Source organism: Bradyrhizobium sp. AZCC 2262, from assembly GCF_036924535.1.
GTDB lineage: Bacteria > Pseudomonadota > Alphaproteobacteria > Rhizobiales > Xanthobacteraceae > Bradyrhizobium.
The window spans coordinates 6613669-6634290 of sequence record NZ_JAZHRT010000001.1 but is presented as its reverse complement, the minus strand read 5'-3'; the positions used below and the strand labels follow the sequence as shown (position 1 = coordinate 6634290).

22 protein-coding genes are annotated in these 20622 nt (G+C 61.4%); 8 read left to right on the top strand and 14 right to left on the bottom strand.

The genetic code is table 11. The annotated features are described in order from the left end of the window. Positions 1–47: 47 nt before the first annotated feature. Positions 48–356 (top strand): hypothetical protein, encoded by a 309-nt coding sequence (locus V1283_RS31100; protein WP_334390445.1) that lies wholly within the window; start codon positions 48–50, stop codon positions 354–356. 84 nt (positions 357–440) lie between these two features. On the opposite strand, the gene V1283_RS31095 is transcribed toward V1283_RS31100, so the two are convergent. The 6 genes from V1283_RS31095 to V1283_RS31070 form a co-directional block, all read right to left on the bottom strand. Further along, positions 441–902 carry a DUF2721 domain-containing protein gene (locus V1283_RS31095; RefSeq protein ID WP_334390444.1) on the bottom strand — a complete coding sequence of 154 codons (462 nt, stop codon included), beginning with the start codon at positions 900–902 and terminating at the stop codon, positions 441–443. 46 nt (positions 903–948) lie between these two features. Then, positions 949–1971: a SphA family protein gene (locus tag V1283_RS31090; protein ID WP_334393238.1), complete on the bottom strand. Its 1023-nt coding sequence runs from the start codon at positions 1969–1971 to the stop codon at positions 949–951. Between the two features lie 372 nt (positions 1972–2343). Continuing rightward, a complete protein-coding gene (locus tag V1283_RS31085; RefSeq protein ID WP_334390443.1) occupies positions 2344–3786 on the bottom strand; it encodes a DUF1254 domain-containing protein in 1443 nt (480 codons plus the stop codon). Between the two features lie 72 nt (positions 3787–3858). Then, positions 3859–6375 (bottom strand): arylsulfatase, encoded by a 2517-nt coding sequence (locus V1283_RS31080; RefSeq protein WP_334390441.1) that lies wholly within the window; start codon positions 6373–6375, stop codon positions 3859–3861. Continuing rightward, positions 6365–7363: a formylglycine-generating enzyme family protein gene (locus V1283_RS31075; RefSeq protein ID WP_442895792.1), complete on the bottom strand. Its 999-nt coding sequence runs from the start codon at positions 7361–7363 to the stop codon at positions 6365–6367. The genes V1283_RS31080 and V1283_RS31075 overlap by 11 nt, the downstream gene beginning before the upstream one ends. 41 nt (positions 7364–7404) lie before the next feature. After that, positions 7405–7626 (bottom strand): hypothetical protein, encoded by a 222-nt coding sequence (locus V1283_RS31070; RefSeq protein WP_334390440.1) that lies wholly within the window; start codon positions 7624–7626, stop codon positions 7405–7407. A 225-nt stretch (positions 7627–7851) separates the two neighbouring features. On the opposite strand from V1283_RS31070, the gene V1283_RS31065 reads away from it, so the two are divergent. Then, positions 7852–8961 carry an HlyD family secretion protein gene (locus V1283_RS31065; RefSeq protein WP_334390439.1) on the top strand — a complete coding sequence of 370 codons (1110 nt, stop codon included), beginning with the start codon at positions 7852–7854 and terminating at the stop codon, positions 8959–8961. A 100-nt stretch (positions 8962–9061) separates the two neighbouring features. Here the strand turns inward: V1283_RS31065 and V1283_RS31060 are convergent, their stop codons facing one another. From V1283_RS31060 to V1283_RS31050, 3 genes are all read right to left on the bottom strand, one after another. Then, positions 9062–9457 (bottom strand): hypothetical protein, encoded by a 396-nt coding sequence (locus V1283_RS31060; RefSeq protein ID WP_334390438.1) that lies wholly within the window; start codon positions 9455–9457, stop codon positions 9062–9064. Between the two features lie 2 nt (positions 9458–9459). Next, a complete protein-coding gene (locus tag V1283_RS31055) occupies positions 9460–9834 on the bottom strand; it encodes a response regulator (protein WP_334390437.1) in 375 nt (124 codons plus the stop codon). A gap of 119 nt (positions 9835–9953) precedes the next feature. After that, positions 9954–10652 carry a Crp/Fnr family transcriptional regulator gene (locus V1283_RS31050; protein WP_334390436.1) on the bottom strand — a complete coding sequence of 233 codons (699 nt, stop codon included), beginning with the start codon at positions 10650–10652 and terminating at the stop codon, positions 9954–9956. A gap of 364 nt (positions 10653–11016) precedes the next feature. Between V1283_RS31050 and V1283_RS31045 the strand changes: the two genes are divergently transcribed. Continuing rightward, on the top strand, positions 11017–11175 hold the full coding sequence (locus tag V1283_RS31045) for a response regulator (RefSeq protein WP_334390435.1): 159 nt from the start codon (positions 11017–11019) through the stop codon (positions 11173–11175). A gap of 13 nt (positions 11176–11188) precedes the next feature. On the opposite strand, the gene V1283_RS31040 is transcribed toward V1283_RS31045, so the two are convergent. The 3 genes from V1283_RS31040 to carA all read right to left on the bottom strand — a co-directional run bounded on the left by V1283_RS31040 (position 11189) and on the right by carA (position 13737). Continuing rightward, positions 11189–11722: a cupin domain-containing protein gene (locus V1283_RS31040; protein ID WP_334390434.1), complete on the bottom strand. Its 534-nt coding sequence runs from the start codon at positions 11720–11722 to the stop codon at positions 11189–11191. A 121-nt stretch (positions 11723–11843) separates the two neighbouring features. Beyond that, the gene (locus V1283_RS31035; RefSeq protein WP_334390433.1) at positions 11844–12344 is read right to left on the bottom strand and encodes a PaaI family thioesterase; all 501 of its coding nucleotides are present in this window, start codon (positions 12342–12344) and stop codon (positions 11844–11846) included. A gap of 202 nt (positions 12345–12546) precedes the next feature. Next, positions 12547–13737 carry a glutamine-hydrolyzing carbamoyl-phosphate synthase small subunit gene (carA, locus tag V1283_RS31030; protein WP_334390432.1) on the bottom strand — a complete coding sequence of 397 codons (1191 nt, stop codon included), beginning with the start codon at positions 13735–13737 and terminating at the stop codon, positions 12547–12549. A gap of 175 nt (positions 13738–13912) precedes the next feature. On the opposite strand from carA, the gene V1283_RS31025 reads away from it, so the two are divergent. Next, positions 13913–14614 (top strand): alpha/beta fold hydrolase, encoded by a 702-nt coding sequence (locus tag V1283_RS31025; RefSeq protein ID WP_334390431.1) that lies wholly within the window; start codon positions 13913–13915, stop codon positions 14612–14614. A 23-nt stretch (positions 14615–14637) separates the two neighbouring features. On the opposite strand, the gene V1283_RS31020 is transcribed toward V1283_RS31025, so the two are convergent. Further along, positions 14638–15111, bottom strand: a complete 474-nt coding sequence (locus V1283_RS31020) for a hypothetical protein (RefSeq protein ID WP_334390430.1) — start codon at positions 15109–15111, stop codon at positions 14638–14640. Between V1283_RS31020 and V1283_RS31015 the strand changes: the two genes are divergently transcribed. Continuing rightward, complete coding sequence (locus V1283_RS31015) at positions 15095–15550, top strand: GatB/YqeY domain-containing protein (protein ID WP_334390429.1); 456 nt, start codon at positions 15095–15097, stop codon at positions 15548–15550. The genes V1283_RS31020 and V1283_RS31015 overlap by 17 nt on opposite strands. 86 nt (positions 15551–15636) lie before the next feature. On the opposite strand, the gene V1283_RS31010 is transcribed toward V1283_RS31015, so the two are convergent. After that, entirely contained in the window at positions 15637–16371 is a 735-nt protein-coding gene (locus tag V1283_RS31010) for a protein-L-isoaspartate(D-aspartate) O-methyltransferase (RefSeq protein WP_334390428.1), read from the bottom strand. Positions 16372–16669: 298 nt separating this feature from the next. Between V1283_RS31010 and folE the strand changes: the two genes are divergently transcribed. The 3 genes from folE to V1283_RS30995 all read left to right on the top strand — a co-directional run bounded on the left by folE (position 16670) and on the right by V1283_RS30995 (position 20593). Then, positions 16670–17287: a GTP cyclohydrolase I FolE gene (gene folE, locus V1283_RS31005; RefSeq protein ID WP_334390427.1), complete on the top strand. Its 618-nt coding sequence runs from the start codon at positions 16670–16672 to the stop codon at positions 17285–17287. Between the two features lie 20 nt (positions 17288–17307). Continuing rightward, on the top strand, positions 17308–18846 hold the full coding sequence (locus V1283_RS31000) for an FAD-dependent oxidoreductase (protein WP_334390426.1): 1539 nt from the start codon (positions 17308–17310) through the stop codon (positions 18844–18846). A 136-nt stretch (positions 18847–18982) separates the two neighbouring features. Then, entirely contained in the window at positions 18983–20593 is a 1611-nt protein-coding gene (locus V1283_RS30995) for an acyl-CoA synthetase (RefSeq protein ID WP_334393236.1), read from the top strand. Positions 20594–20622: the final 29 nt, after the last annotated feature.

The window sequence follows — 20622 nt, the reverse complement described above, 5'->3', positions numbered from 1 at the left end:
GCCAGCGGCGGCCCGAAGCTTTTGCTGCGATCCGAAGGAGGCGGGAGATGCCTATCTCTTTCTCGATGATCGTTTTGAACTCGCAGTTGATCGTTGCGGTAGCAGACGGCGTGCCGAACTTCGACATTTCCCGAAGTTGCAAGCTCGACGTCGCCGCTACCACCGGCCTCTCCGTTGACCAGTCGATGAAGAGCTGCGTGAACGATGAACAGAAAGCGAAGCGGCAGCTCGCAAGCCAGTGGTCGAAATTCCCCGCGCCAGGCCGGGCAAGCTGCATCTCGCAGGAGAGCATCGGCGGCACGCCAAGTTACGTCAGTTTGCTGACATGCCTGCAGATGGGGCAGTGGAGCCGTTAGCTGTTCTGGGCCGGTTTTCACTCGGGCAATCGGCGCGGGCTGCCTCCGGCCAAAGGGTGATGGTGCGACGAACGCGTCACCGCGTCAGGCGTAATGATCGAACTCGCTCAGTGCGATTCGCACCTCGCGGGCGAAATCGATCAGCGAGATTGTGAAAGCGCCCAGCGAAATCATGAAGAAGATAGCCACCCCCCGCTCATGCTGGAGCTGAAAGAACGCGGTTACAAACGCCACGATCACAAGAAGCGTCACCGAAATACTGGCGACCACCGCCCATAAGATTGCCCGGTTCAGCATCGCCGCCCGCCGCATCAGGCGCGGTAGATCGGCCTTGAGCCGGGATCGGACAGTATCGTGATCCGGTATCCCGTTCAGGACCATGGTGCGGTCGATGATTCGGTTCAGGCGGGAAATCAGCACGGCAATGAAGGCGGCCAGCGCGCCCAGAAGGAACGCAGGCGCTGCCGCCTGCGAAATCACATGCGATAGCTGACTGACGGACGGTGTATCTGGATACATTGAACGTCTTTCATCCGCCCAAGCCAAACCATCGATCCGTCAAAACGATCGACCCGCCCCGAGCACCCTGATCCTAATATTTTCTGACGATGGGTTTTGTTGTCGGAGGCGCGCCGGGCGCCGGAGGCGAGATGGCGAAGGTGACCCAGGCATTCCAACCACTGGGACGATTCTCTGCGGCAAACTCTCCGTAAGCCTTGAAATTGAGATAACCCTGCATGTCGCCGACCGGAAAAAGGAATCCGATCTGGGGACCGACGCCAACCACCTGGGACTGGAAGCAGCCGACACGGTCGCCTGGGCCGCTGTCGCAGCCGAGCTCCTTGTAGACATAGCCAACGAGGCCGACCATGACCTGCTTCGACAGGAACTGCGATGCACCCCAGTCGAAGTGCATATCGACGCCGCTTTGATATTGCGTCGTTGTATTCTTGGTGTTGTAGGTGAAGCCGAGCACGCCGGAGAATTCGTGGCCGGTCTGCGGATTGAAATAGGTATAGCCGCCGCCGCCGTCGATCGCGCCGTGTCCGATACCCAGGTTCGACAGGCGGTCGGATTGGTAAGCGCCAACCGGGATGTCGCCGGTGATATAGGTCATGTAGTTGTGGACGCCGGCGTTCCAGCGCAATGAGAATTGCGGGATCAGATCCCCAAAGCCCCATGTCGTGTCGCTGATGGTGTCGGACCGGGCGAAGGGGACGCTGTTGCCGAACGGGCCCGTGACCACGCCCGACAAGGTCCCCGCCAGGCTGGTGCCGACGACGCCATAGGCTGCTATCATAGACACCGACGCCTGGCCGCCAAGTACCGGCGTCTCGAATACATAGGTCGGGATCACAAAGCCCAGATTGCCGGTGGCGTTGACGTTCAAATTCAGATTTGCGTTGACGGTAAGGTTGGCCGGAACCCTGTTGAGCGAGAATTCGCGTGCGCGTGCGACGTCGGCGCCCGCGGAGACGGAGGTGTGGTAGTAGATCGTCGCCAGCGACCAACCCGGCTGTTGCGGTGTCGCCGCGAGGCTTCCAAAGAAGCCGGGGACCCAGAAGCTGATGCCGTTTTCATCGGCGTGTGCCACGCCGGGAAGGGCGGCCAGCATCGCAATCGACAGGCCGGCACCTGAATATTTGAGAAGGGCGTTGAGTCCTCGATTGAATGGTTTGTGCGCCATCCTGCTTGCTCCCGATGCCTGGAGATCACAGCGATCAACCCCAGATTGACATGGATTGAATGTCTCGTCGTAAGCCATCGCTCTCGCGAGACGGTCCAGATCGAAAATCCATCGCGGCTGTTGCGCCGAAGTCACGGGATGGTCGCCTGCTATGCACGTCAACGGGCATTGCGAGAACGTGACGGCAGGGGATCGGTCGCGGGAGTTTGCGGCTCGACAATAACACCGGTGGTATTTCGCGCATGGGGTCGCACCGGCTGCGGCCGCCATCATCTTCGGCGACGGCCGCTGCCGTGAGTGCTAGTTCGCCGCCACGATCGCCGGCGGCTTCCAGGTGCCTTCACCGGCGGGCAGGAGCGAAGGCGGCTCGGTCTTCGGCCAGTACAGCCGCATCACGAGGTAGATCGGCCCGTCCGGCGCGGGCAGCCAGTTGGCTTCCTTGTCCGCGCCCGGTGACTTGTTCTGGATGTACAGCGTGACCGAGCCGTCGGCATTCTTCTTCATGTTCGGCAGCATCGGCGAATTGATCAGATAACGGTTGATCGGGTTTTCGATCAAAAGCTGCGTCTTGCCGTCGTACATCGTCACCGACCAGAACGCGTTGACCGGCGGCTGCTGGCCCGGCGGGAATGTCAGGGTGTAATTGTTCTTGCTGCCGTCGAGCGTTTGGCCGTCGCCGTCGATACGTGTTTGCGGATAGGTCGCTTCCACCGAATCGTTGCCATAGATACCGGCTTTGGCTGCGACAGCGCGCTTCAGCCAGTCGCCATTGTAATGGGCGTTGTCGCCGAAAGGCGCACTGACTTGCCAGCCGTTGATCCTCTTGCCGACCGTCGCGACGGCCTCCTCGAGCTTCTTCTCGCCTTCCTTCATGCCAAGGCCGATTTCAAGCTTTTGCTCCAGCGGCAGGTCCTTGAAGTTGAAAGTCTTGCCGGGACCGACGCCGATCTTTGCAAGTGCGGCGCGTATTTCCTTCTCGTTCTCCTGCGGGGGCGCAAACTGCAATGCGAAGTCGAGGTATTCAAAGAAGTCGGTCTTCGCGAGCTCCTTGTCGATCCTGGGAAAGTCGACCCCAGCCGCCGCAGTTGTCGTCGGCTGCTTCAGATAGGCAGAAAGCGGCTGCATCTTGTAGCCGGCCTGCACTTTGGCGACGTTCTCGAGGTCCTCCGGATTGAACAACTGGGTGCGAATGATGGCGGCCGAGAACTGGGTGCCCGACTGGAACACCTTGTTGATCCCCGGGGGAGTCGACCCCTTCCAGTCCGGCCCGACCACCATGTAATCGCCGGCCTCGCTTCCGGTGGCGCGACTGCCGATGTAGCCGTAATTGTAGGTGTTGCCGTCACAGAGTTGGACGGAGTAGTAGCGCTTCGGGTCCACCGCCGGAACGGACAGGACGATGGGCTCCGCGCGCAGATCCATCCACCCCAGTGAATAGGGCGTGTCGCTGTTCGGCGTGATAATGGCGGTGTCCTTGTAGGTGTAGACGCGCGCCTCGTTCTTGAGGTTGTTGAACGGCGCCTTGAACTGGCCGGAGTTGCGATCGACGGCGTATTCGTGCATCACGCCGTAGTTCATCACGATCGGCAGGCCGAAGATGAAGCCGGCCTCGGCGATGTCCTTGGCCTTGAAGAAGCCTGGACGCTCGGCGCTCGTCTGCGCTTGCGCCGGGGCAGCCTTGGCCGTCGTGACAGTAATTGCAGCTAGCGCTGCGGAACGAAGAAGATCACGTTTCGTCAGCATGGTGCCGGCTCCCGTGCTCAAGATGAGAAATCTGCGAGCGTCCTTCGACGCTCGCAGATCAATTGGATTGGGCTAGTCTCTCGCTCTTTCGAGCGCGTGCCGCATCAGCTTTTGCTCACCGCCCGTCATTTGCGTCGCGCCAAGCTTGTAGGTCAGCTTGTCGATCTTGCCGGTGAAGCGGAACGGCAGCTTGTAGCTGTCATCCACCGCCGTGCGGGTGTCACTGCCGATGTCAAAGGTCTCGTCGATCGCCATCAGGAAAGGAATCGAGTGCGGCATCGACTTCTTGGCGACCTGCTTGCCATCAACCGTGAGCACACCGGTGCCGCCCTTGCCGGGGCCGGGTCCATCATACTTGAAGTCAAACACAATCGTGTGCTTCCCGGGTTTGAGCGCATCGCCAAAGACATCGCGATTTCCCACGCCGCTCTCCCAGCGATACCGCTTGAGATTGAGCATGTTATAGGAAAACACCGGCTTGCCCTTGAGCAGGTAGAGACCGTATCCGCCGAAGCGACCGCCGTACGTTGCGATCATTCCCTCCGCACCGCCCTGGGGGACGGTAATCTCTGCGGTGATGGTGTAGTCCTTGTTGAGGATGCTCGGGGTATTACCGTCCGGAATGCCGGCATTCTCCCCCTTGAACGTGAACTCCGTTCGCCCGGCAGTCGCGCTCGGCCGCGGAGTCACGAGGCGGGGCAGGATTGAGTTGTCCAGCGGCAAGACCTGGTATTTGGCCGCCTCCGCCAGGAACAACGCCTGCATCTCTTTCAGCTTGTCGGGATTCTTGGCGGCGAGGTCGTTGTTTTGCGAAAAGTCATCAACGATGTTGTAGAGTTCCCATTTGTATTCGTTGATCTCAGGCAGTTTGGCCGTTCCCATGATCCACGGCGGCACCGGCGGCGTCGTATTTGCATACCATCCATTGTTGTAGATTCCGCGATTGGCGAACATCTCGAAATACTGCGTGTCGCGTTTTGATGGCGCGTTGGCATTTGCCTTGTCGAACGTGTAGGCCATGCTCACGCCTTCGATCGGCTTTTGCGCGATGCCGTTGACCGTGGCAGGCGCCTGGATGCCGGCGGCTTCCAGGATCGTCGGCACGATGTCGATGATGTGGTGGAACTGGGTGCGGATGCCACCGGGGTCCGTGATGTGACCGGGCCAGGATATCGCCATGCCTTGTCTTGTCCCGCCGAAGTGCGATGCCACCTGCTTGGTCCATTTGAACGGCGTATCGAACGCCCACGACCACGCCACCGACATATGCGGGTAGGTCTTGTCGGAGCCCCAGGCTTCATAATTCAGCATCAACTCGGCTTCCGGGAGATCCAGAATGGCGTTGTAGGCGGTCATCTGGTTCGGGGTACCCTCAAGGGTACCTTCGGCGCTGGTGCCGTTGTCGCCGCTGATATAGATGATCAGCGTATTGTCGAGTTTGCCCATGTCCTCGACTGCCTGGATGACGCGGCCGATCTCATAGTCGGTATAGGCGGAGTAGCCGGCAAACACCTCGGCTTCCCGCGCGTATAGTTTCTTTCGCACGAAGGAAAGCGAGTCCCACTTCGGCAGCGTATCCGGCCAGGGGGTGAGCTGGGTGTTCTCGGGGATTACCCCGAGCCTCTTCTGGTTGGCGAAGATCTGCTCGCGCAGCCTCTCCCAACCCATGTCGAACTTGCCCTTGAACTTGTCGATCCATTCCTTCTTGGGCTGGTGCGGCGAATGCGTGCCACCCGGCACGTAGTAGACAAAGAACGGCTTGTCCGGCGCGGCGGCGTTCAAGCCGTTCATGTAGTTGATGGCGTCATCGGCCATGTCGGTGATGAGGTTGTAGTTCTGCTTGCCGATCCATGGAAATACCTGGGTGGTGTTGCGGAACAGGTAGGGCGTCCACTGGTCGGTCTCGCCGCCCATGAATCCGTAGAAATATTCGAAACCCATGCCGATCGGCCATTGGTCGAATGGCCCGGCCGCGCTGTACAGATAGGTCGGAGTGTTATGGTTCTTGCCGAACCACGACGTGGCATATCCGTTGTCGCGGAGAATGGTTCCGATCGTTGCGCTCTCCTGGCCAATGACGGAATTGTAGCCGGGGTAGCCGGTGGACATTTCGCCGATGACGCCGTACCCGACCGAATGATGGTTGCGGCCGGTGATCAGCGCGGCCCGTGTCGGCGAGCACAGTGCGGTCGAGTTAAATTGGGTATAGCGCAGGCCGGCGTTGGCGATGCGATCCATGTTCGGGGTCGGGATGACACCACCGAAGGTGCCGGAAACGCCATAGCCCTGGTCATCGGTCATGATCAGCAACACGTTCGGCGCGCCTTTGGGCGGAACGACGGACGGCGGCCAATACGGTTTGGAATCCTTGGCCGTCTCGTTGATCACGCCGCCGAACTTCGGAGGCTCGGGAGGAAGCTGCTTGCCATCGAGCGTCATCGTAGCGCTCGGCGTGCCCGGCGTGCCCGTGATTTGCTGGGCTGCTGCCGATCCGGCGAGAAGAGCTGGAACTGCGACGAGCAAGGTCGCAAGACCGGTTGCCAATAGCCATTTCTGTTTCGGCCGGCACTTGTTCTGTTCATTGATCATGGGGTCTTTTCTCCCGTTTGATGCAGCGGAAGCCAACATGACTGGCAGACGTATCAACCGGCTCGGCATGGCGCGCCGCCGGCCGGTAGCGGCGGCAATAATTGGGTGCGCACAGGTGCGATCCACCTTTGAGCACCTTGCGCGGAATTCTGATGTTGGGCGTGCATGGGTCGTAGCTCTGGTCTTCGCGACCACCGCGCGGATTCTCGGGAATGCAACAGGCTTTTGGCGCATCGGCCTCATGCTTCGCCGTGTACCAATCGGTCGTCCATTCCCAGACATTGCCGATCATGTCGTGGAGGCCATAACCGTTCGGAGGAAACGTCGTCACCGGCGACGTACGCTCATAGCCATCGGTTGCCAGATTCTCGTGCGGAAACTCGCCCTGCCAGGTATTGGCCAACTGGCGTCCGCCGGGCGTGAACGTGTGGCCCCAAGCGAACTCGGCTCCGTCAAGGCCACCGCGTGCCGCGAATTCCCACTCGGCCTCGGTCGGTAGTTCCTTGCCCGCCCACTTGGCATAAGCCTCGGCATCTTTGAAGGCCACATGCACGACCGGGTGCTCGTCCAGTCCGCGGATCGAACTGCCGGGTCCGTAGGGGCGCCGCCAGTTGGCGCCAAACCTGAACGTCCACCATTCGCCCCAATTGCGCAGATCGACGCGCCGCTTGGGCGCCGCAAATGCGAGAGAACCCGCTTTGAGCATATGCGGCAGCGCGCCCGGATAGTCCTTCGGGTCCGGTGCCGTTTCGGCAAAAGTGACATAGCCCGTTGCTTCAACGAATTGCCGGAATTGCCGATTGGTCACCGGTACGAGGTCCATCCAGAATCCATCGACCGTCACGCGATGAACCGGCGCTTCCTCAGGATAGTGGCGATCCGAACCCATTCGGAACGTGCCGCCGGGAACGTAGAGCATGGCGGCGCCGGCAGACTGCTCCAGCAGCTGTTCGTGGCCCGACGACAAATTCGCATCGGCGAGGGTCATGGCTGCCTCCGAAAATGCATCCCGCTTGCCCGTCTCTGGCCCTAACTGAATCTTAAGCGGTACCCATTTGAGATCGGGAGAAGCGGCGCCCTCCTTTCGCTGATTTCAATAGCAAGGCGGGTAGGGATAATAGCCGAAGGTGTGCCGATTGTTTTCATGGAGGGCGGTGCTGCAGCATTCTGAGCAATTGCTGTTTCGGCACCGAACATTATCGCCGTTATGGCGAGCATTCCGAAAATCTGATTCAACGTCGTGGTACGCATGACACCATTCCTTCAAAAATCGACTGAGCGACTCGAAGCATTCGCGCTTGGGCGCGCGAGTGCATTTGCAAGAGAAAGTGCGACGTAGCTGCTTCAAACGCCTGACGGCGTATGCGAAATCGAAATTAGGCGTGGTAAAAAAAGTTGCTATGAGGTGATATTATTATATTCCTGAAACCTCCTCACGAGTGAAACTGTAACACAACCCAATGGTGAGGGCCAGCCATGATCATCATTCTGTGCCTCTATCTCGTCGCGCTGTGGGCCGTGTTCTCGAAATTCAAACTGGTGCGGTGGGGCTGGTTGTCGGGGACTGTCTCGCTGCTCGTCGGCGGATTTATCCTCGCGACATTTCTCGCGCTTTTTAACTATCTCACGCCGTCCGGGCGGGTGACGGTTACCGGTCGCGTGGTGGAGGTGACGCCGAATGTGACAGGACAGATTGTCGCGATCCCGGTCAAACCGAACGTGCCGGTGAAAGTCAACGACGTGCTGTTTCAAATCGACCCGGCGCCGTTTCAGTACAAGGTCACGCAGTTGCAGGCCTCGCTCGCTGCGGCGAAGCAGCAGGTCGAGATCCTGAAATCGAACTACGAGCAAGCGACGGCGAATGTTACGGGGCTCACTGCACAGGCCGCCTACAACAAAAAGCGTCTTGCCGACATCGAGACGCTGGCAGCGGATATGGCAAACACGGAATTTCAGGCGCAGGATAAACAAGTGCAGTATGAGACGGTGTCGGCGCAGCTGGTTGCGGCCAAGGCGGCGCAGCAGAGTGCCAAGCTCGCGCTGGATTCCGAGATCGGCGGCGTCAACACCACGGTCGCGCAGCTTCAGGCGCAGCTCGATAACGCAAAATGGGAATTGTCGCAGACAGACATTCGCGCGCCCGCCGACGGCTATGTCACCGTTGTCGCATTGTCCGTCGGTGATCGCGCGCTGCAGGCGCGCTCGGCGATGTCGTTCATTGTCGAGAACGAAATCACGCTGGTCGGAATGTTTTCGCAAAACGGCTTTCAGACCATCAAGGAAGGCGCACCCGTCGATATCGTGTTCGACAACGTTCCGGGCCGCATCTATCACGCCAGGATCATTGCGATCCCGAAGGGCATCGGCCAGGGGCAGATCGCGGTGTCGGGGACGCTGGCGCGCACCAACGCGCTCGGCGGGGCGACGGTGTTTCCGGCTGTCATATCGATACCCGACGGGATGAACCGCGACCAGCTTCGGCTGGGAATGTCCGGCAGCGCCACCGCTTTTGCCGGCAACGCCGGCGTGATCGGCCTTCTGGCGTCCATTCTGGTATGGATCAGTTCCTATACGGCCTATCTCTAGCCGGCCCAGACGTAAACCGGATGCGCGCAAAAAGCGCACGTCTTTAGATGGTACTGCAAGATTCCGATAATCAATTTAAGCGAGCCTGCGCGGGGTGTCGCTATGATGAAAGCCGTCCGATACGCCCGTGCCGGACGATGCAACTGTTTTGTGCATTACTGGCTGTTGAGATTTGGAATTGAACGATGCAGAAAGTAATTGAATTTCCTGGCACGAAGTCTGAAGCGGCGTCGGAGCCGCTGGCAGTGGCGCCGCCCTCCATGGAACCGATATTGGCGGTGGTCGATTCATTGGCCCGCACCCTTGATTGCATCAAGACCATGTGCGCGACGGAGCCGAACGGGCCGGTCCGCGACAAGCTGGAGACCGAACGGGCAAATCTCGTCATCGGGCTTTTCGTCGCCCGGGTCGCCGCGATGCGCGTTTCCTCAGGCGAGCCGGTATCGGATTCTGCCAGTTCAAACTTGCCGATCGCCAGCCGCGGTTGATCCAGCACGGTTACTGGATCAGTTCACGCAATGCCGAGGTGATCTTTGTTGCGGTGTAGGGCTTTTGCAGAAAACGCGCGCCGTCGGGAAGGTCGCTCTCGGTGATCCGGGCGTGGCCCGACGTTGCAATGATCTTGACCGGCGGCCAGCGATTTCTCACGAAGTGAGCGAGTTTCAGCCCGTCCATCGAACCCGGCATGTGGATGTCGGTGAAGATGAGGTGGATATCGTCGCGCGCCTTGAGGATGGCGATTGCTTCATCCACGTTTCCGGCTTCGACAGCCTCGAACCCGGCGGCCTCGATCGTTTTCGTGGTATCGATCCGGACCAGAAACTCGTCCTCGACGATAAGCACGACAAGTCGCTTGCGCGCGCGTGGCTGCATCGGCGTCGACCCTGTGGCTGGGTGGGGCATCGCGGCGCTGATTAAAATGTCGGCTATCCGAACTACCGCGAGACGCCAACACACTCCTGGCTAGTTCGTTCCGCAAGCAGGAAACAAATCTAGTCGAGCGGGCCCAGCAATTCTTCGTACCGTTTCTCGATGCGCTCGTAGCAGTCGCAGGAGACCGCAAGCAGCCCTTTCGCGTCGACGATCGAAATGCGGCCCCGGCCGATCTCAACGAGGCCGGCGTTCTGCAGGGTGCGCTCGACCAGATTGATGGTGGTGCGCTGGACGCCGAGCATCTGCCCGAAGAATTCCTGGGTCAGCCGGATGTCGTGGCTGCCGAGCCGTCGGCTGCACTGCAGGAGCCAGCGCGCGGCGCGGGCTTCCACCTGGTGCAGCGCCTGGCAGGCGGTCGATTGCTGCGACTGCGCGAGCAAGGAGAGATCGAACAGCGCGACGATCTTTCGAAAGCTTTCGCTCTCGCGCCCGACGCGATGAACTTCCGCGGCAGGGATGCGCACGGCTTCGCCGGCGACCTGCACGATCGACTCTGCAAACGACGTCGTGATGCCGTGGATGGTGGAGGATCCGACCATGCCCTCACGGCCGACGATGGAAGTCTCGGTGGTCGCGCCCTGATCGGTGCCGGCGAGTATGGAAATGATGCAGGAGCGCGGGAAATAGGCGAACTCGACGTCCGACGCGGAGCCGTGCAACAGTTCGCCATGTTCGACTGATATCGTCCGCATGTGCGGCTTCAGCAGGGCCAGCGCGGAAGCATCCAGCAAACCCAGAAGGTGATTTTCTGCGGCCACGAGTAGCTCCAACGCAACATCGGCGGGAGCTTCAACTCTCTCTGTCACCGATGCCTCGGAATAGTCCGGCGATGAACCCATAATGGGCGCAAGCAACAGCAATAGCCAATTAATTCCGCGCAGATAGTCGGGTATCGGACAGTTCGGCGGATATATTTGGCACTATTGTGCCCAGTGTCGGGTACTGGACGGATCGAAGGGCGTTTTCACTGGTTAGATTAGGCCTTTGTGAAGGTTGTCGGCGCGCGAATTGCAGGCGCCGATAGGTTCAACTCAACGCTGGGTGAGTGTCATGCTAGCCCCGGAAAGACCCCCTCCAGAGCTTCTGCCGATGCGGCCGCGTTGCCCCGATTGCGAGGCGCGGATGACCACGACTGCCGTTTCGGATGGGCCGGAAGGTTTGGAGCAACGAACGTTCGAATGCGCAAAATGCGGCCACACCGAAACCAGGACGGTGGCCTTCGATCCGCTCAAATCCAATGCCGTTGGCTGGACCGAAGGCGAATTGCAGCCTCCCAAATGACGGGCGCAGTCGTCTAAGCCGCGCTGCCCTTCCATAGCCGGACCAGCGGGCCATCTTCGCCGCGCACCGGATCGGTCTTCGGCAGCTTTACCTGCGGGATGGTCTTCAACGCCTTCGCATGGTCCTCCGGCGTCGGCCGCGTGATCTGCATCGGCGGGCCCGGCGGATAGGCGCCGACCACACAAAAATCTTTGCTCGCCGAGATCAGCTGATGCCCGGTGCCGGCGGGCAGGATCGCGACGTCGCCGGCCGAGATATCGAGTGGCTTGCCGTGGTCACCGCCAAACTGCACGCGCGCACTTCCTCGGGCAACGCCTAATGCTTCATGCACGGTCGAATGATAATGCAGATAATCGTAGACGCCATTTCGCCACATCGCGCCCCAGCCATTGGCGCCGAACAGCCCCTCGATGGTCTTTTCCGGGTGATCGTTGGCGACGTCGATCGCGCCCTTGTAGACCAAAAACGGCAGGGGATTGTTGGGCACGAGGCCGTCGTCCTCGAAGATGAAGGTGAGAGGCTCGATATCGGCGCTGACGACGGACATTGGCTTCCTCCGAAATCGGAGGGTGGGCAAAGCGAAGCGTGCCCACCATCAGCATTACGCAAGCAATGGTGGGCACGCTTCGCTTTGCCCACCCTACAAACTTCAAACTGAAATCCGCGCTTCACGTTCCCTTCGGAATCTCGAAAACCAGGCACGTCGTCGTCGCATGCGCGAGCAGCCGGCCTCTTGCGTCGGTGATGCGCGCCTCTGCGGTGGCGGCGCGGCGGCCGACATTGAGCGTTTTGCCCTCGGTGCGCACAGGGCCGGTATCCTGGCTCATGCCCCTGATGAAAGAGATCTTGAATTCCAGCGTGGTGTAACCGGTGGCGGCGGGAAGCGCGGTGTGAACCGCAAGCCCCATCGCGGAATTCAGCAGGATCGCGGCATAGCCGCCATGCACCGAGCCAATCGGGTTGTAGTGGCGGAAACCAGGCACGCTGTGGAACACGACGTGGCCGACCTCGGCCGTCTGATCGTACGGCTCGACGTTCTGCATGATAGGCGGCGACGGCAGTTTGCCCTCGAAGATGCCGCGGACGAAGTCGAGCCCCGACATCGACGCCATCACCTGCGTCGGCGTCACTCCGTATTCGACCTTGGGGGCGGCGGGCTTGGCGTCCATGAAGATGGGGTCCGGGTTATGATGATAAGCATCACACTAAAACGCACCGATGCTCGCAACTCTTGCGTCCCGGAGCGGCGCAGCGTGCAACGCTGCTCCGCAGAGCCGGGACCGATGGCCACGATGGACCCCGGACCAGCAGCGCATCACGCCGGAAAGATGCGGCGCGCTGCGTAGCATCCGGGGCACACCCGCGGCGATCCTACGCCCGCTTGTTCGCCCGCATCAGGTCCGCAAATCGCTTGAACAGATAATGCGAGTCGCGCGGGCCCGGCGAGGCCTCGGGGTGATACTGCACAGAGAACACCGGCTTGCCCTTGAGCTGAATGCCGCAATTGGAGCCGTCGAACAGCGAGATGTGGGTCTGCGTCGCGCCTTCCGGCAGCGTCGCCTGGTCTACGGCAAAGCCGTGGTTCATGGAGGTGATCTCCACCTTGCCGGTGGTCTCGTCCTTGACCGGATGGTTGGCGCCGTGATGGCCCTGGTGCATCTTCATGGTCTTGGCGCCGACGGCCAGGCCCAGCATCTGGTGACCAAGGCAGATGCCGAAGGTCGGCGTGCCCGACGCAATCACCTGCTGGATCACAGGCACCGCGTATTTGCCGGTGGCGGCCGGATCGCCCGGGCCGTTGCTCAGGAACACGCCGTCGGGCTTCATCGCCAGAATGTCGTTGGCCGACGTCGTCGCGGGCACTACCGTGACCTTGCAGCCTTCACCGGCGAGCAGCCGCAAAATGTTGCGCTTGATGCCGTAGTCGATCGCGACCACGTTGAACTCCGGCTCGCTCTGCCGGCCAAAACCCTTTTCCCAGGCCCATGGCGTCTCGTCCCAGGTGAAGCGCTGGGCCGACGTCACCATCGGCACCAAATCCATGCCCTCGAGGCCCGGCCATTCGCGCGCCTCTTCCTTCAGGCCATGCAGGTCGAACTCGCCGCTCTTCGAATGGGCGATGACGGCATTCGGCATGCCCTTGCTGCGGATCAGCGCGGTCAGCGCGCGGGTGTCGATGCCGGAGAGGCCGATGATGCCGCGGGCGCGCAGCCACTGGTCGAGATGTTTCGTGGCGCGGTAGTTCGAGGGATCGGTAATGGCCGTGCGCAGGATCACGCCGCGCGCGCCGGGCGTGGCCGCCATGTTCACCGTCTCGATGTCTTCCTCGTTGGTGCCGACATTGCCGATATGCGGGAAAGTGAAGGTGATGAGCTGCCCGGCATAGGACGGATCGGTGAGGATCTCCTCATAGCCGGTCATCGCGGTATTGAAGCAGACCTCGCCGACGGCGTGGCCTTCCGCGCCGAGGCCAAAACCTTCCAGCACGGTACCGTCGGCAAGCACGAGGAGCGCGGTCGGTTTGTGGTCCGGCCAGGCTGAGGCGTTTTCAGATATTGTCATGAGCGCACTTCATAGTCGCAAGCGGCCCTGCGCGTCAAAGCCGGAGCGCCAGGAAAGCCCAAAGAAAACCGGCTATTCACATGCGTTTGCCGCATATTTGACAGCCGGTTCCGCGGCCCTAGACTGGGCTTTTCCGCCTTTTCGCACGTTTTTGCCGCCAATCCGGGAGCCGGGCATGGACAATGCGATGCCGATCCTGCTCATTCCCGGCTTGGTCAGCTCGCCGCGGATCTACGCCCCCGTGGTGCAGGCGTTATGGCGGTTCGGCCCGGTGACGGTCGCCAACCACATCCGCGACGGCCATATGGCCCTGATCGCGCGACGGATTCTGGCCGAGGCGCCGCCGCGCTTCGCGCTCGCCGGGCATTCGATGGGCGGTTATATCGCCTTCGAGATCATGCGGCAGGCGCCCGAACGGGTGGCAAAACTGGCGCTGCTCAATACCCAGGCCCGGCCGGATACGCCGGAGGCGACCGCCCGCCGCCGCACCATGATGGCCCGCGCGAAAGGTGGCGAATACCGCGCCGTGCTGGACGATCTGTTTCCCGGCTTCGTGCACCCGTCGCGACGCGAGGATGCGAGCCTGCGCCAACTCGTTCATGACATGGGCGAGGATATCGGGGTCGAGGCCTTCGTGCGCCAGCAGGAAGCCATCATCAGCCGGCCGGACTCGCGGCCGGCATTGGCGGCCCTCAAATGCCCGACGCTGGTGCTTTCGGGCGACGAGGACAACACCATTTCGAACGCGCTGTCGGTCGAGATGGCCGACAACATTCATAACGCAAAGCTCGTGATCCTGCCCAATTGCGGTCACCTGCCGCAGGTGGAACAGCCGCAGGCAACCGCCGACGTGCTGGTCGAATGGCTGTGGAGCTAGTGAGTGTCGCGTACGGCGTCGACTCAGCCGCAGTAGGCGACTTTCATCCACGCAGGCAGCAGGAAAAAGATCACAACGGCAATATCGAGCGGATAGAACAACCACAGCTTGATCTTCTGCGACAGCGGCGATTGTCCCGGCGCGGGAAATTCGCCGGGGTAGACCGTGAGCGGATTGAAGCTCTTTTCCCAGCCGAACCTGTACGTCATGAAGGAAATGAGATCGTAGACGGGAAGAAACAGAAAAGTGGTCAGGAGGACGGCTGACACCAGGATGCTTGTCAGCGAGCCGGCGGTTTCAGCAACGAAGCCTGGAAGTCTCCCACAGGTGTAAGGCCCGAAGCGGCTCGCCCACAGCACGGCAACGCAGATGGCCAGTGTTGCGAGCCCCTTTCTGGTTTTCATATCAGCCCCTATATAGACGCGGAATCTTCCTATAGACCAAAGGCCTTCCGGCGCCACCATTTTCAGTGAGGCAACCATGCTGCGCGACGACATCAACAACGCCGTCAAGGACGCCATGAAGGCGAAGGACGAGCGCAAGCTTTCCACGCTGCGCATGGTCAATTCGACCATCAAGAACGCCGATATCGACGCGCGCGGGCAGGGCAAGCCGCCGCTGTCAGATGCTGATCTGCTTGGTGTGTTTCAAAAAATGATCAAACAGCGCCAGGAATCGGTCGAGCTCTACGACAAGGGCGGCCGCGCCGAACTTGCCGCGCAGGAGCGCGAGGAGATCGCGATCATCTCGGCCTATCTGCCGAAGCAGATGTCGGAAGCCGAGATGAAGGCTGCGATTGCAGCCGCGATCGCCGAGACCGGCGCCGCCGGCATGAAAGACATGGGCAAGGTGATCGGCGTGCTGCGCGCAAAATTCGCCGGCCAGATGGATTTTGGAAAAGCCAGCGGCATGGTGAAGGCGGCGCTGACGTCCTAGGCTCGTCTGACAGGTCCCGGATTTGCGCGGAGCCTGTCATCGGGCGCGCATTCGCGCGACCCGTTGGCTTCATCCGGGCTACGACGCTACCGGCTCGGTGAGCGTGTGAAGGGCACGAATCGCACGGGGGCGACGGCGCGAGTTGTCGTCTTGTCAGGGGCGATTTTCTCGACGACCGTGAGGTGTTGGGTGCCGTATTCGGCCCCCACCGGCATGACGAGCCGACCCCCCACTTTGAGCTGCTCGATCAGCGGCGGCGGTACCTGCCCGAGCGCGGCGGTCACCACGATGGCGTCAAAGGGACCGCATTCGGGCCAGCCAACATAGCCGTCGCCAAGCCTGACGCTCACATTGTCATACCGGAGGTCTCTGAGTGTTTTCGCGGCGGCCTCGGCCAATGGCGGGATAATCTCGATGGTGCAGACCTTTCGCGCCAGGTGCGCAAGGATGGCGGCCTGATAGCCCGAACCCGTACCGACTTCGAGCACGACATGATCGGGCGCGACCTCGGCCAACTCTGTCATCAAGGCCACGATGAACGGCTGCGATATGGTCTGGCCGCGGCCGATCGGGACCGGCATGTCCGCGTATGCGATCGAGCAAGATCGCGCGGGAATGAACAGATGCCGTTTCGTTTGTCCCATGGCCTCAAGGACCCGCTCCGAAAAGCCCTGCTGTCCCGAAACAACGGCATGGGACCGGGTGTAATCCTTGATGGTTTCGACCATGGCGGCGCGTTCGCGGACGCATTGCGCGTCCTCCTGCGCGGTCGCATCCCGCGCGCCGGCAACCATGGAAAGCACCAGCAGCAAGGTCTTCATGATTGTGCTCCCGTCGGTCCACGCTTCGCGGCGACCGCTTGAGCGCAACGAGAGGATTCGACCGATCGGCCGTTTAAGGAAAACACGGCGTCCAGCGAATGACCGCAATGCGTTCAGGCGGTCCCCGGCAAGTCTTGATACCATGCCTGCACCTGGCCGGTAAGCGGACCCCTCGGCACACATTGCCGCGGCTGAAGTGGCAGGACCGCCCGCCATCGGGAACCTTTCCGCCAACGCGACATCCAATGGGTTCAAGCTCCCTTGGCAATCGTCCTTGGCAACGTGGAAGGGCATCTCAATGAATCCGAACGTACATGCGCTGGATCGTGCAAGAGCGTCGCTGTCCGAAATCCAGAGGCCGAGCAGGGTCGAGGTCGAACAGGCCGTGCGCACCATCATCCGATGGACGGGCGAAGACCCTGATAGGGACGGCCTGCGCGAGACACCGGCGCGCGTGACGCGCTCGTTCGAGGAATTCTTCGCGGGCTATGGTCAGGACCCGGTCGAGATCCTGAAAAAGACCTTCGAAGAGATCGAAGGCTATGACGAGATGATCGTGCTGCGCGGCATCCGTTTCGAGAGCCATTGCGAGCATCACATGGTGCCGATCATCGGCGAGGCCTGGGTGGCCTACATTCCAAATGGCCGCGTTGTCGGCATCAGCAAGCTGGCGCGCGTGGTCGACGTCTATGCCAGGCGTCTGCAGATTCAGGAAAAGATGACGGCGCAGATTGCCAACACCGTCAATGACGTCCTGGAACCGCAGGGCGTCGGCGTCATTATCAAGGCGTCGCATCACTGCATGACGACGCGCGGCGTGCACAAGCCGGACACCGATCTCGTGACCAGCCGCATGCTCGGCTGCTTTCGCGACAATGCGCTGACCCGTCAGGAATTTCTGGGAATGGCGACGTAGCAACGAGAGCGGAGGAAGATATGGCCGATCAGCAAGCGCCTCCCGCCGGTTCCGATCTTTCAAACGGCATAGCCCTGTCCGAATTCGCCGGCGAGACGTTGCTCGGCCATGTCGGCGACGATGAAGTGGCGCTGGTCCGTTCGGGCTCGGAGATTTTCGCGATCGGCGCGCATTGCAGCCATTATCATGGGCCGCTCGCCGAGGGCCTCGTGACCGGCGAGGGCATCCGTTGTCCCTGGCATCACGCCTGTTTCGACTTGCGCACCGGCGAAGCCACCCGGGCGCCGGCGCTCAGTCCGATCGCGGTCTGGAGGGTCGAGCAGCAAGACGGCCGCATCTTCGTTCGGGAGAAGCGTGAACAGCCCAAGCCGCAAGTCAAGCCGCGGGTAAAGGGCGCCATCGATGTGCCCGGCCAGATCGTGATCATCGGCGGCGGCGCGGCGGGCTTTGCCGCAGCCGAGATGCTGCGGCGGCAGGAATTTCACGGCAGCATCGTGATGCTGAGCAACGAGGCCGCAGCGCCGGTCGACCGGCCGAACCTGTCAAAAGACTATCTCGCCGGCAGCGCGCCGGAGGACTGGATGCCGCTGCGGCCGGATGATTTCTACACCGAAGCGAAGATTGACCTGCGGCTGAAGACCGAGGTCACGTCAATCGACACCAGCGCACGCCATGTCGTCACATTAGGCGGCGAGACCATTCCCTACGACCGCTTGCTGCTGGCGACCGGCGCGGAGCCGATACGCCTGCCGATACCGGGCGCGGACCAGCCGCACGTGCACGTGCTGCGCTCGCTGGCCGATTCCCGCGCCATCATCGCCCTGGCCGATGGCGCGCAGCGGGCGGTCGTGATCGGCGCGAGCTTTATCGGGCTCGAAGCCGCCGCGTCGTTGCGCGCCAGAAATATCGAGGTCCACGTCGTTGGCCTCGAGCAGCGGCCGATGGAGCGCGTGCTCGGGCCTGAGATGGGTGACTTCGTCCGTGCCTTGCATGAAGAGCATGGCGTTATCTTCCACCTCGGCGATACCGTGACCGCGATCGACGGTAAACGCGCGACGCTGAAGAGCGGCCCCGTGATCGAAGCCGATGTCGTGGTGGTTGGCGTCGGCGTGCGCCCGCGTCTTGGATTGGCGGAGCAAGCGGGACTGGCGATCGATCGGGGCGTCACCGTCGACGCCTATCTGGAAACCAGCGTGCCCGGTATCTATGCGGCGGGCGATATCGCGCGCTGGCCCGATCCGCATTCCCTCGAGACCATACGCGTCGAGCATTGGGTGGTGGCCGAGCGTCAAGGCCAGACCGCCGCGCGAAACATGCTTGGGCAGCGCGAGCCGTTCCACGCGGTGCCGTTCTTCTGGAGCCAGCACTACGATGTGCCGATCAACTATGTCGGCCACGCCGAGAAATGGGACGAAATCACCGTCGATGGCGACATCGCCGGCAAGGATTGCCTGCTGCAGTACAAGAGCCGTGGCCGCGTGCTCGCCGTCGCCTCGATCTATCGCGACGTCGCAAGCCTCGAGGCCGAGCTTGCGATGGAGAACGCACGGGCGCCTTGAGTCAGGACGACAAAACATCGCTCCACGTCATGCCCGGGCTTGCCTCGGGCATCCACGTCTTTAAACTTGCCCGCAAGCAAGAACCTGAATGGCCGGATCAAGTCCGGCCATGACGAGGGACGGAACAACTGACGCCATGCTCACCGAAGCCGCCACCTACGACGAGCTCTACCGCAATTTCCGCTGGGACATCCCCGAGCGCTTCAACATGGCGACCGCCTGCTGCGACCGTCACGCGGATGGCACCAACCGGCTGGCGCTGGTCTATGTCGATGAGGGCGGCGCCACCACGCACACCTCGTTCGACGAAGTCGCCGAGCAGTCGCGTCGTTTTGCCAACGTTCTGAAAGCCGACGGCCTCGCGCGCGGCGACCGTGTCGCAGTGTTCCTGTCGCAGTCGCTGGAATTGCCGATCGCGCATCTTGCGGCGTTTCGTTCGGGCATGATCTCGATCCCGTTGTTCGCGCTGTTCGGCGAGGACGCGCTGGAATTCCGCCTGTCGAATTCGGAAGCCAAGGCAATCGTCACCGACGAATCGGGCTGGGAGAAGCTTGCAAAAATACGCGATCGCCTTCCCGCGCTGGAGCACGTCTATGTCATCGGCGGGAAGGCGCCAACCGGGACGAAACCGTTCTGGTCTTTCCTGAAGGCTGCATCGCCGGATTTTATGACCGTCGACACTTCGGCCGACGATCCCGCCCTGATCATCTACACCTCGGGCACAACGGGCAATCCAAAGGGCGCGCTGCATGCCCATCGTGTGGTGCTCGGCCATCTGCCGAATGTCGAGATGTGCCACAACTTCCTGCCGCGACCCGGCGATCTGATGTGGACGCCGGCCGACTGGGCCTGGATCGGCGGTCTGATCAACGGCCTGTTGGCGTTCTGGTATCACGGCATTCCGCTGGTCGGCCACCGCGCACGTAAATTCGAACCGCAGGCGGCAATGGCGATGATGGCGGAGCTCTCCATCCGCAACACGTTCCTGCCGCCCACCGCGCTGAAACTGATGCGGCAGGCCGGCGTGAAAAATCCCGGCGTAAAACTGCGCAGCATCTTTACCGGCGGTGAGTCGCTCGGCGGCGAATTGCTCGGCTGGGTGCGCGAAACTTTTGGCATCGATGCGCATGAAGTTTTCGGCCAGACCGAATGCAATCTCGTGATCGGCAGCAATTCGAACCTGTTTCCGATCCGGCCCGGCGCAATGGGCAAGGCGACGCCCGGCTTTGACGTCCGCATCGTTAACGACAAGGGCGAGGAATTGCCGCGTGGACAGCGCGGCATTATCGGTGTGCGCCAGCCATGCCCGTGCACCATGATCGAATACTGGAAGAACCCGGAGGCGACCGCGAAAAAATATGCCGGCGAGTTTCTCCTGACCGGCGATCTCGGCGTTCAGGATGAGGACGGCTATTTCTGGTACGTCAGCCGCGAGGATGACGTCATCACGACGGCCGGCTACCGCGTCGGCCCGTCGGAGATCGAGCACACGCTGATGAAGCATCCGGCGGTGGCGATGTCGGCGGTGGTCGGCATTCCCGATCCGATCCGCACCGAATCCATCAAGGCATGGATCGTGCTGCGACCGGGTTTTGCGGCCAGCGATGAACTGGCGCGCGAGATCCAGGAGTTCGTCAAAGTGCAGCTCGCCGCCCACGAATACCCGCGCTTCGTGCAATTCGCCGAGACGTTGCCGATGACGGCGACGGGCAAGGTGCTGCGACGCGAGCTGCGGGCGCTGGGCTAGATTCTCTTCGGTCAATTCGACGCGGTAGG

What these genes read in the sequence shown, in the direction of transcription:
- V1283_RS31100 (WP_334390445.1), top strand. Translation starts at nt 48, where the DNA reads ATGCCTATCTCTTTCTCGATGATCGTTTTGAACTCGCAGTTGATCGTT.
- V1283_RS31070 (WP_334390440.1), bottom strand. Translation starts at nt 7,626, where the DNA reads ATGCGTACCACGACGTTGAATCAGATTTTCGGAATGCTCGCCATAACG.
- V1283_RS31025 (WP_334390431.1), top strand. Translation starts at nt 13,913, where the DNA reads ATGGACAATGCGATGCCGATCCTGCTCATTCCCGGCTTGGTCAGCTCG.
- V1283_RS31090 (WP_334393238.1), bottom strand. Translation starts at nt 1,971, where the DNA reads ATGCTGGCCGCCCTTCCCGGCGTGGCACACGCCGATGAAAACGGCATC.
- V1283_RS31020 (WP_334390430.1), bottom strand. Translation starts at nt 15,111, where the DNA reads ATGTCGTCGCGCAGCATGGTTGCCTCACTGAAAATGGTGGCGCCGGAA.
- V1283_RS31010 (WP_334390428.1), bottom strand. Translation starts at nt 16,371, where the DNA reads ATGAAGACCTTGCTGCTGGTGCTTTCCATGGTTGCCGGCGCGCGGGAT.
- V1283_RS30995 (WP_334393236.1), top strand. Translation starts at nt 18,983, where the DNA reads ATGCTCACCGAAGCCGCCACCTACGACGAGCTCTACCGCAATTTCCGC.
- V1283_RS31065 (WP_334390439.1), top strand. Translation starts at nt 7,852, where the DNA reads ATGATCATCATTCTGTGCCTCTATCTCGTCGCGCTGTGGGCCGTGTTC.
- V1283_RS31045 (WP_334390435.1), top strand. Translation starts at nt 11,017, where the DNA reads ATGACCACGACTGCCGTTTCGGATGGGCCGGAAGGTTTGGAGCAACGA.
- V1283_RS31000 (WP_334390426.1), top strand. Translation starts at nt 17,308, where the DNA reads ATGGCCGATCAGCAAGCGCCTCCCGCCGGTTCCGATCTTTCAAACGGC.
- V1283_RS31080 (WP_334390441.1), bottom strand. Translation starts at nt 6,375, where the DNA reads ATGATCAATGAACAGAACAAGTGCCGGCCGAAACAGAAATGGCTATTG.
- carA (WP_334390432.1), bottom strand. Translation starts at nt 13,737, where the DNA reads ATGACAATATCTGAAAACGCCTCAGCCTGGCCGGACCACAAACCGACC.
- V1283_RS31075 (WP_442895792.1), bottom strand. Translation starts at nt 7,363, where the DNA reads ATGACCCTCGCCGATGCGAATTTGTCGTCGGGCCACGAACAGCTGCTG.
- V1283_RS31085 (WP_334390443.1), bottom strand. Translation starts at nt 3,786, where the DNA reads ATGCTGACGAAACGTGATCTTCTTCGTTCCGCAGCGCTAGCTGCAATT.
- V1283_RS31040 (WP_334390434.1), bottom strand. Translation starts at nt 11,722, where the DNA reads ATGTCCGTCGTCAGCGCCGATATCGAGCCTCTCACCTTCATCTTCGAG.
- folE (WP_334390427.1), top strand. Translation starts at nt 16,670, where the DNA reads ATGAATCCGAACGTACATGCGCTGGATCGTGCAAGAGCGTCGCTGTCC.
- V1283_RS31015 (WP_334390429.1), top strand. Translation starts at nt 15,095, where the DNA reads ATGCTGCGCGACGACATCAACAACGCCGTCAAGGACGCCATGAAGGCG.
- V1283_RS31035 (WP_334390433.1), bottom strand. Translation starts at nt 12,344, where the DNA reads ATGGACGCCAAGCCCGCCGCCCCCAAGGTCGAATACGGAGTGACGCCG.
- V1283_RS31055 (WP_334390437.1), bottom strand. Translation starts at nt 9,834, where the DNA reads ATGCAGCCACGCGCGCGCAAGCGACTTGTCGTGCTTATCGTCGAGGAC.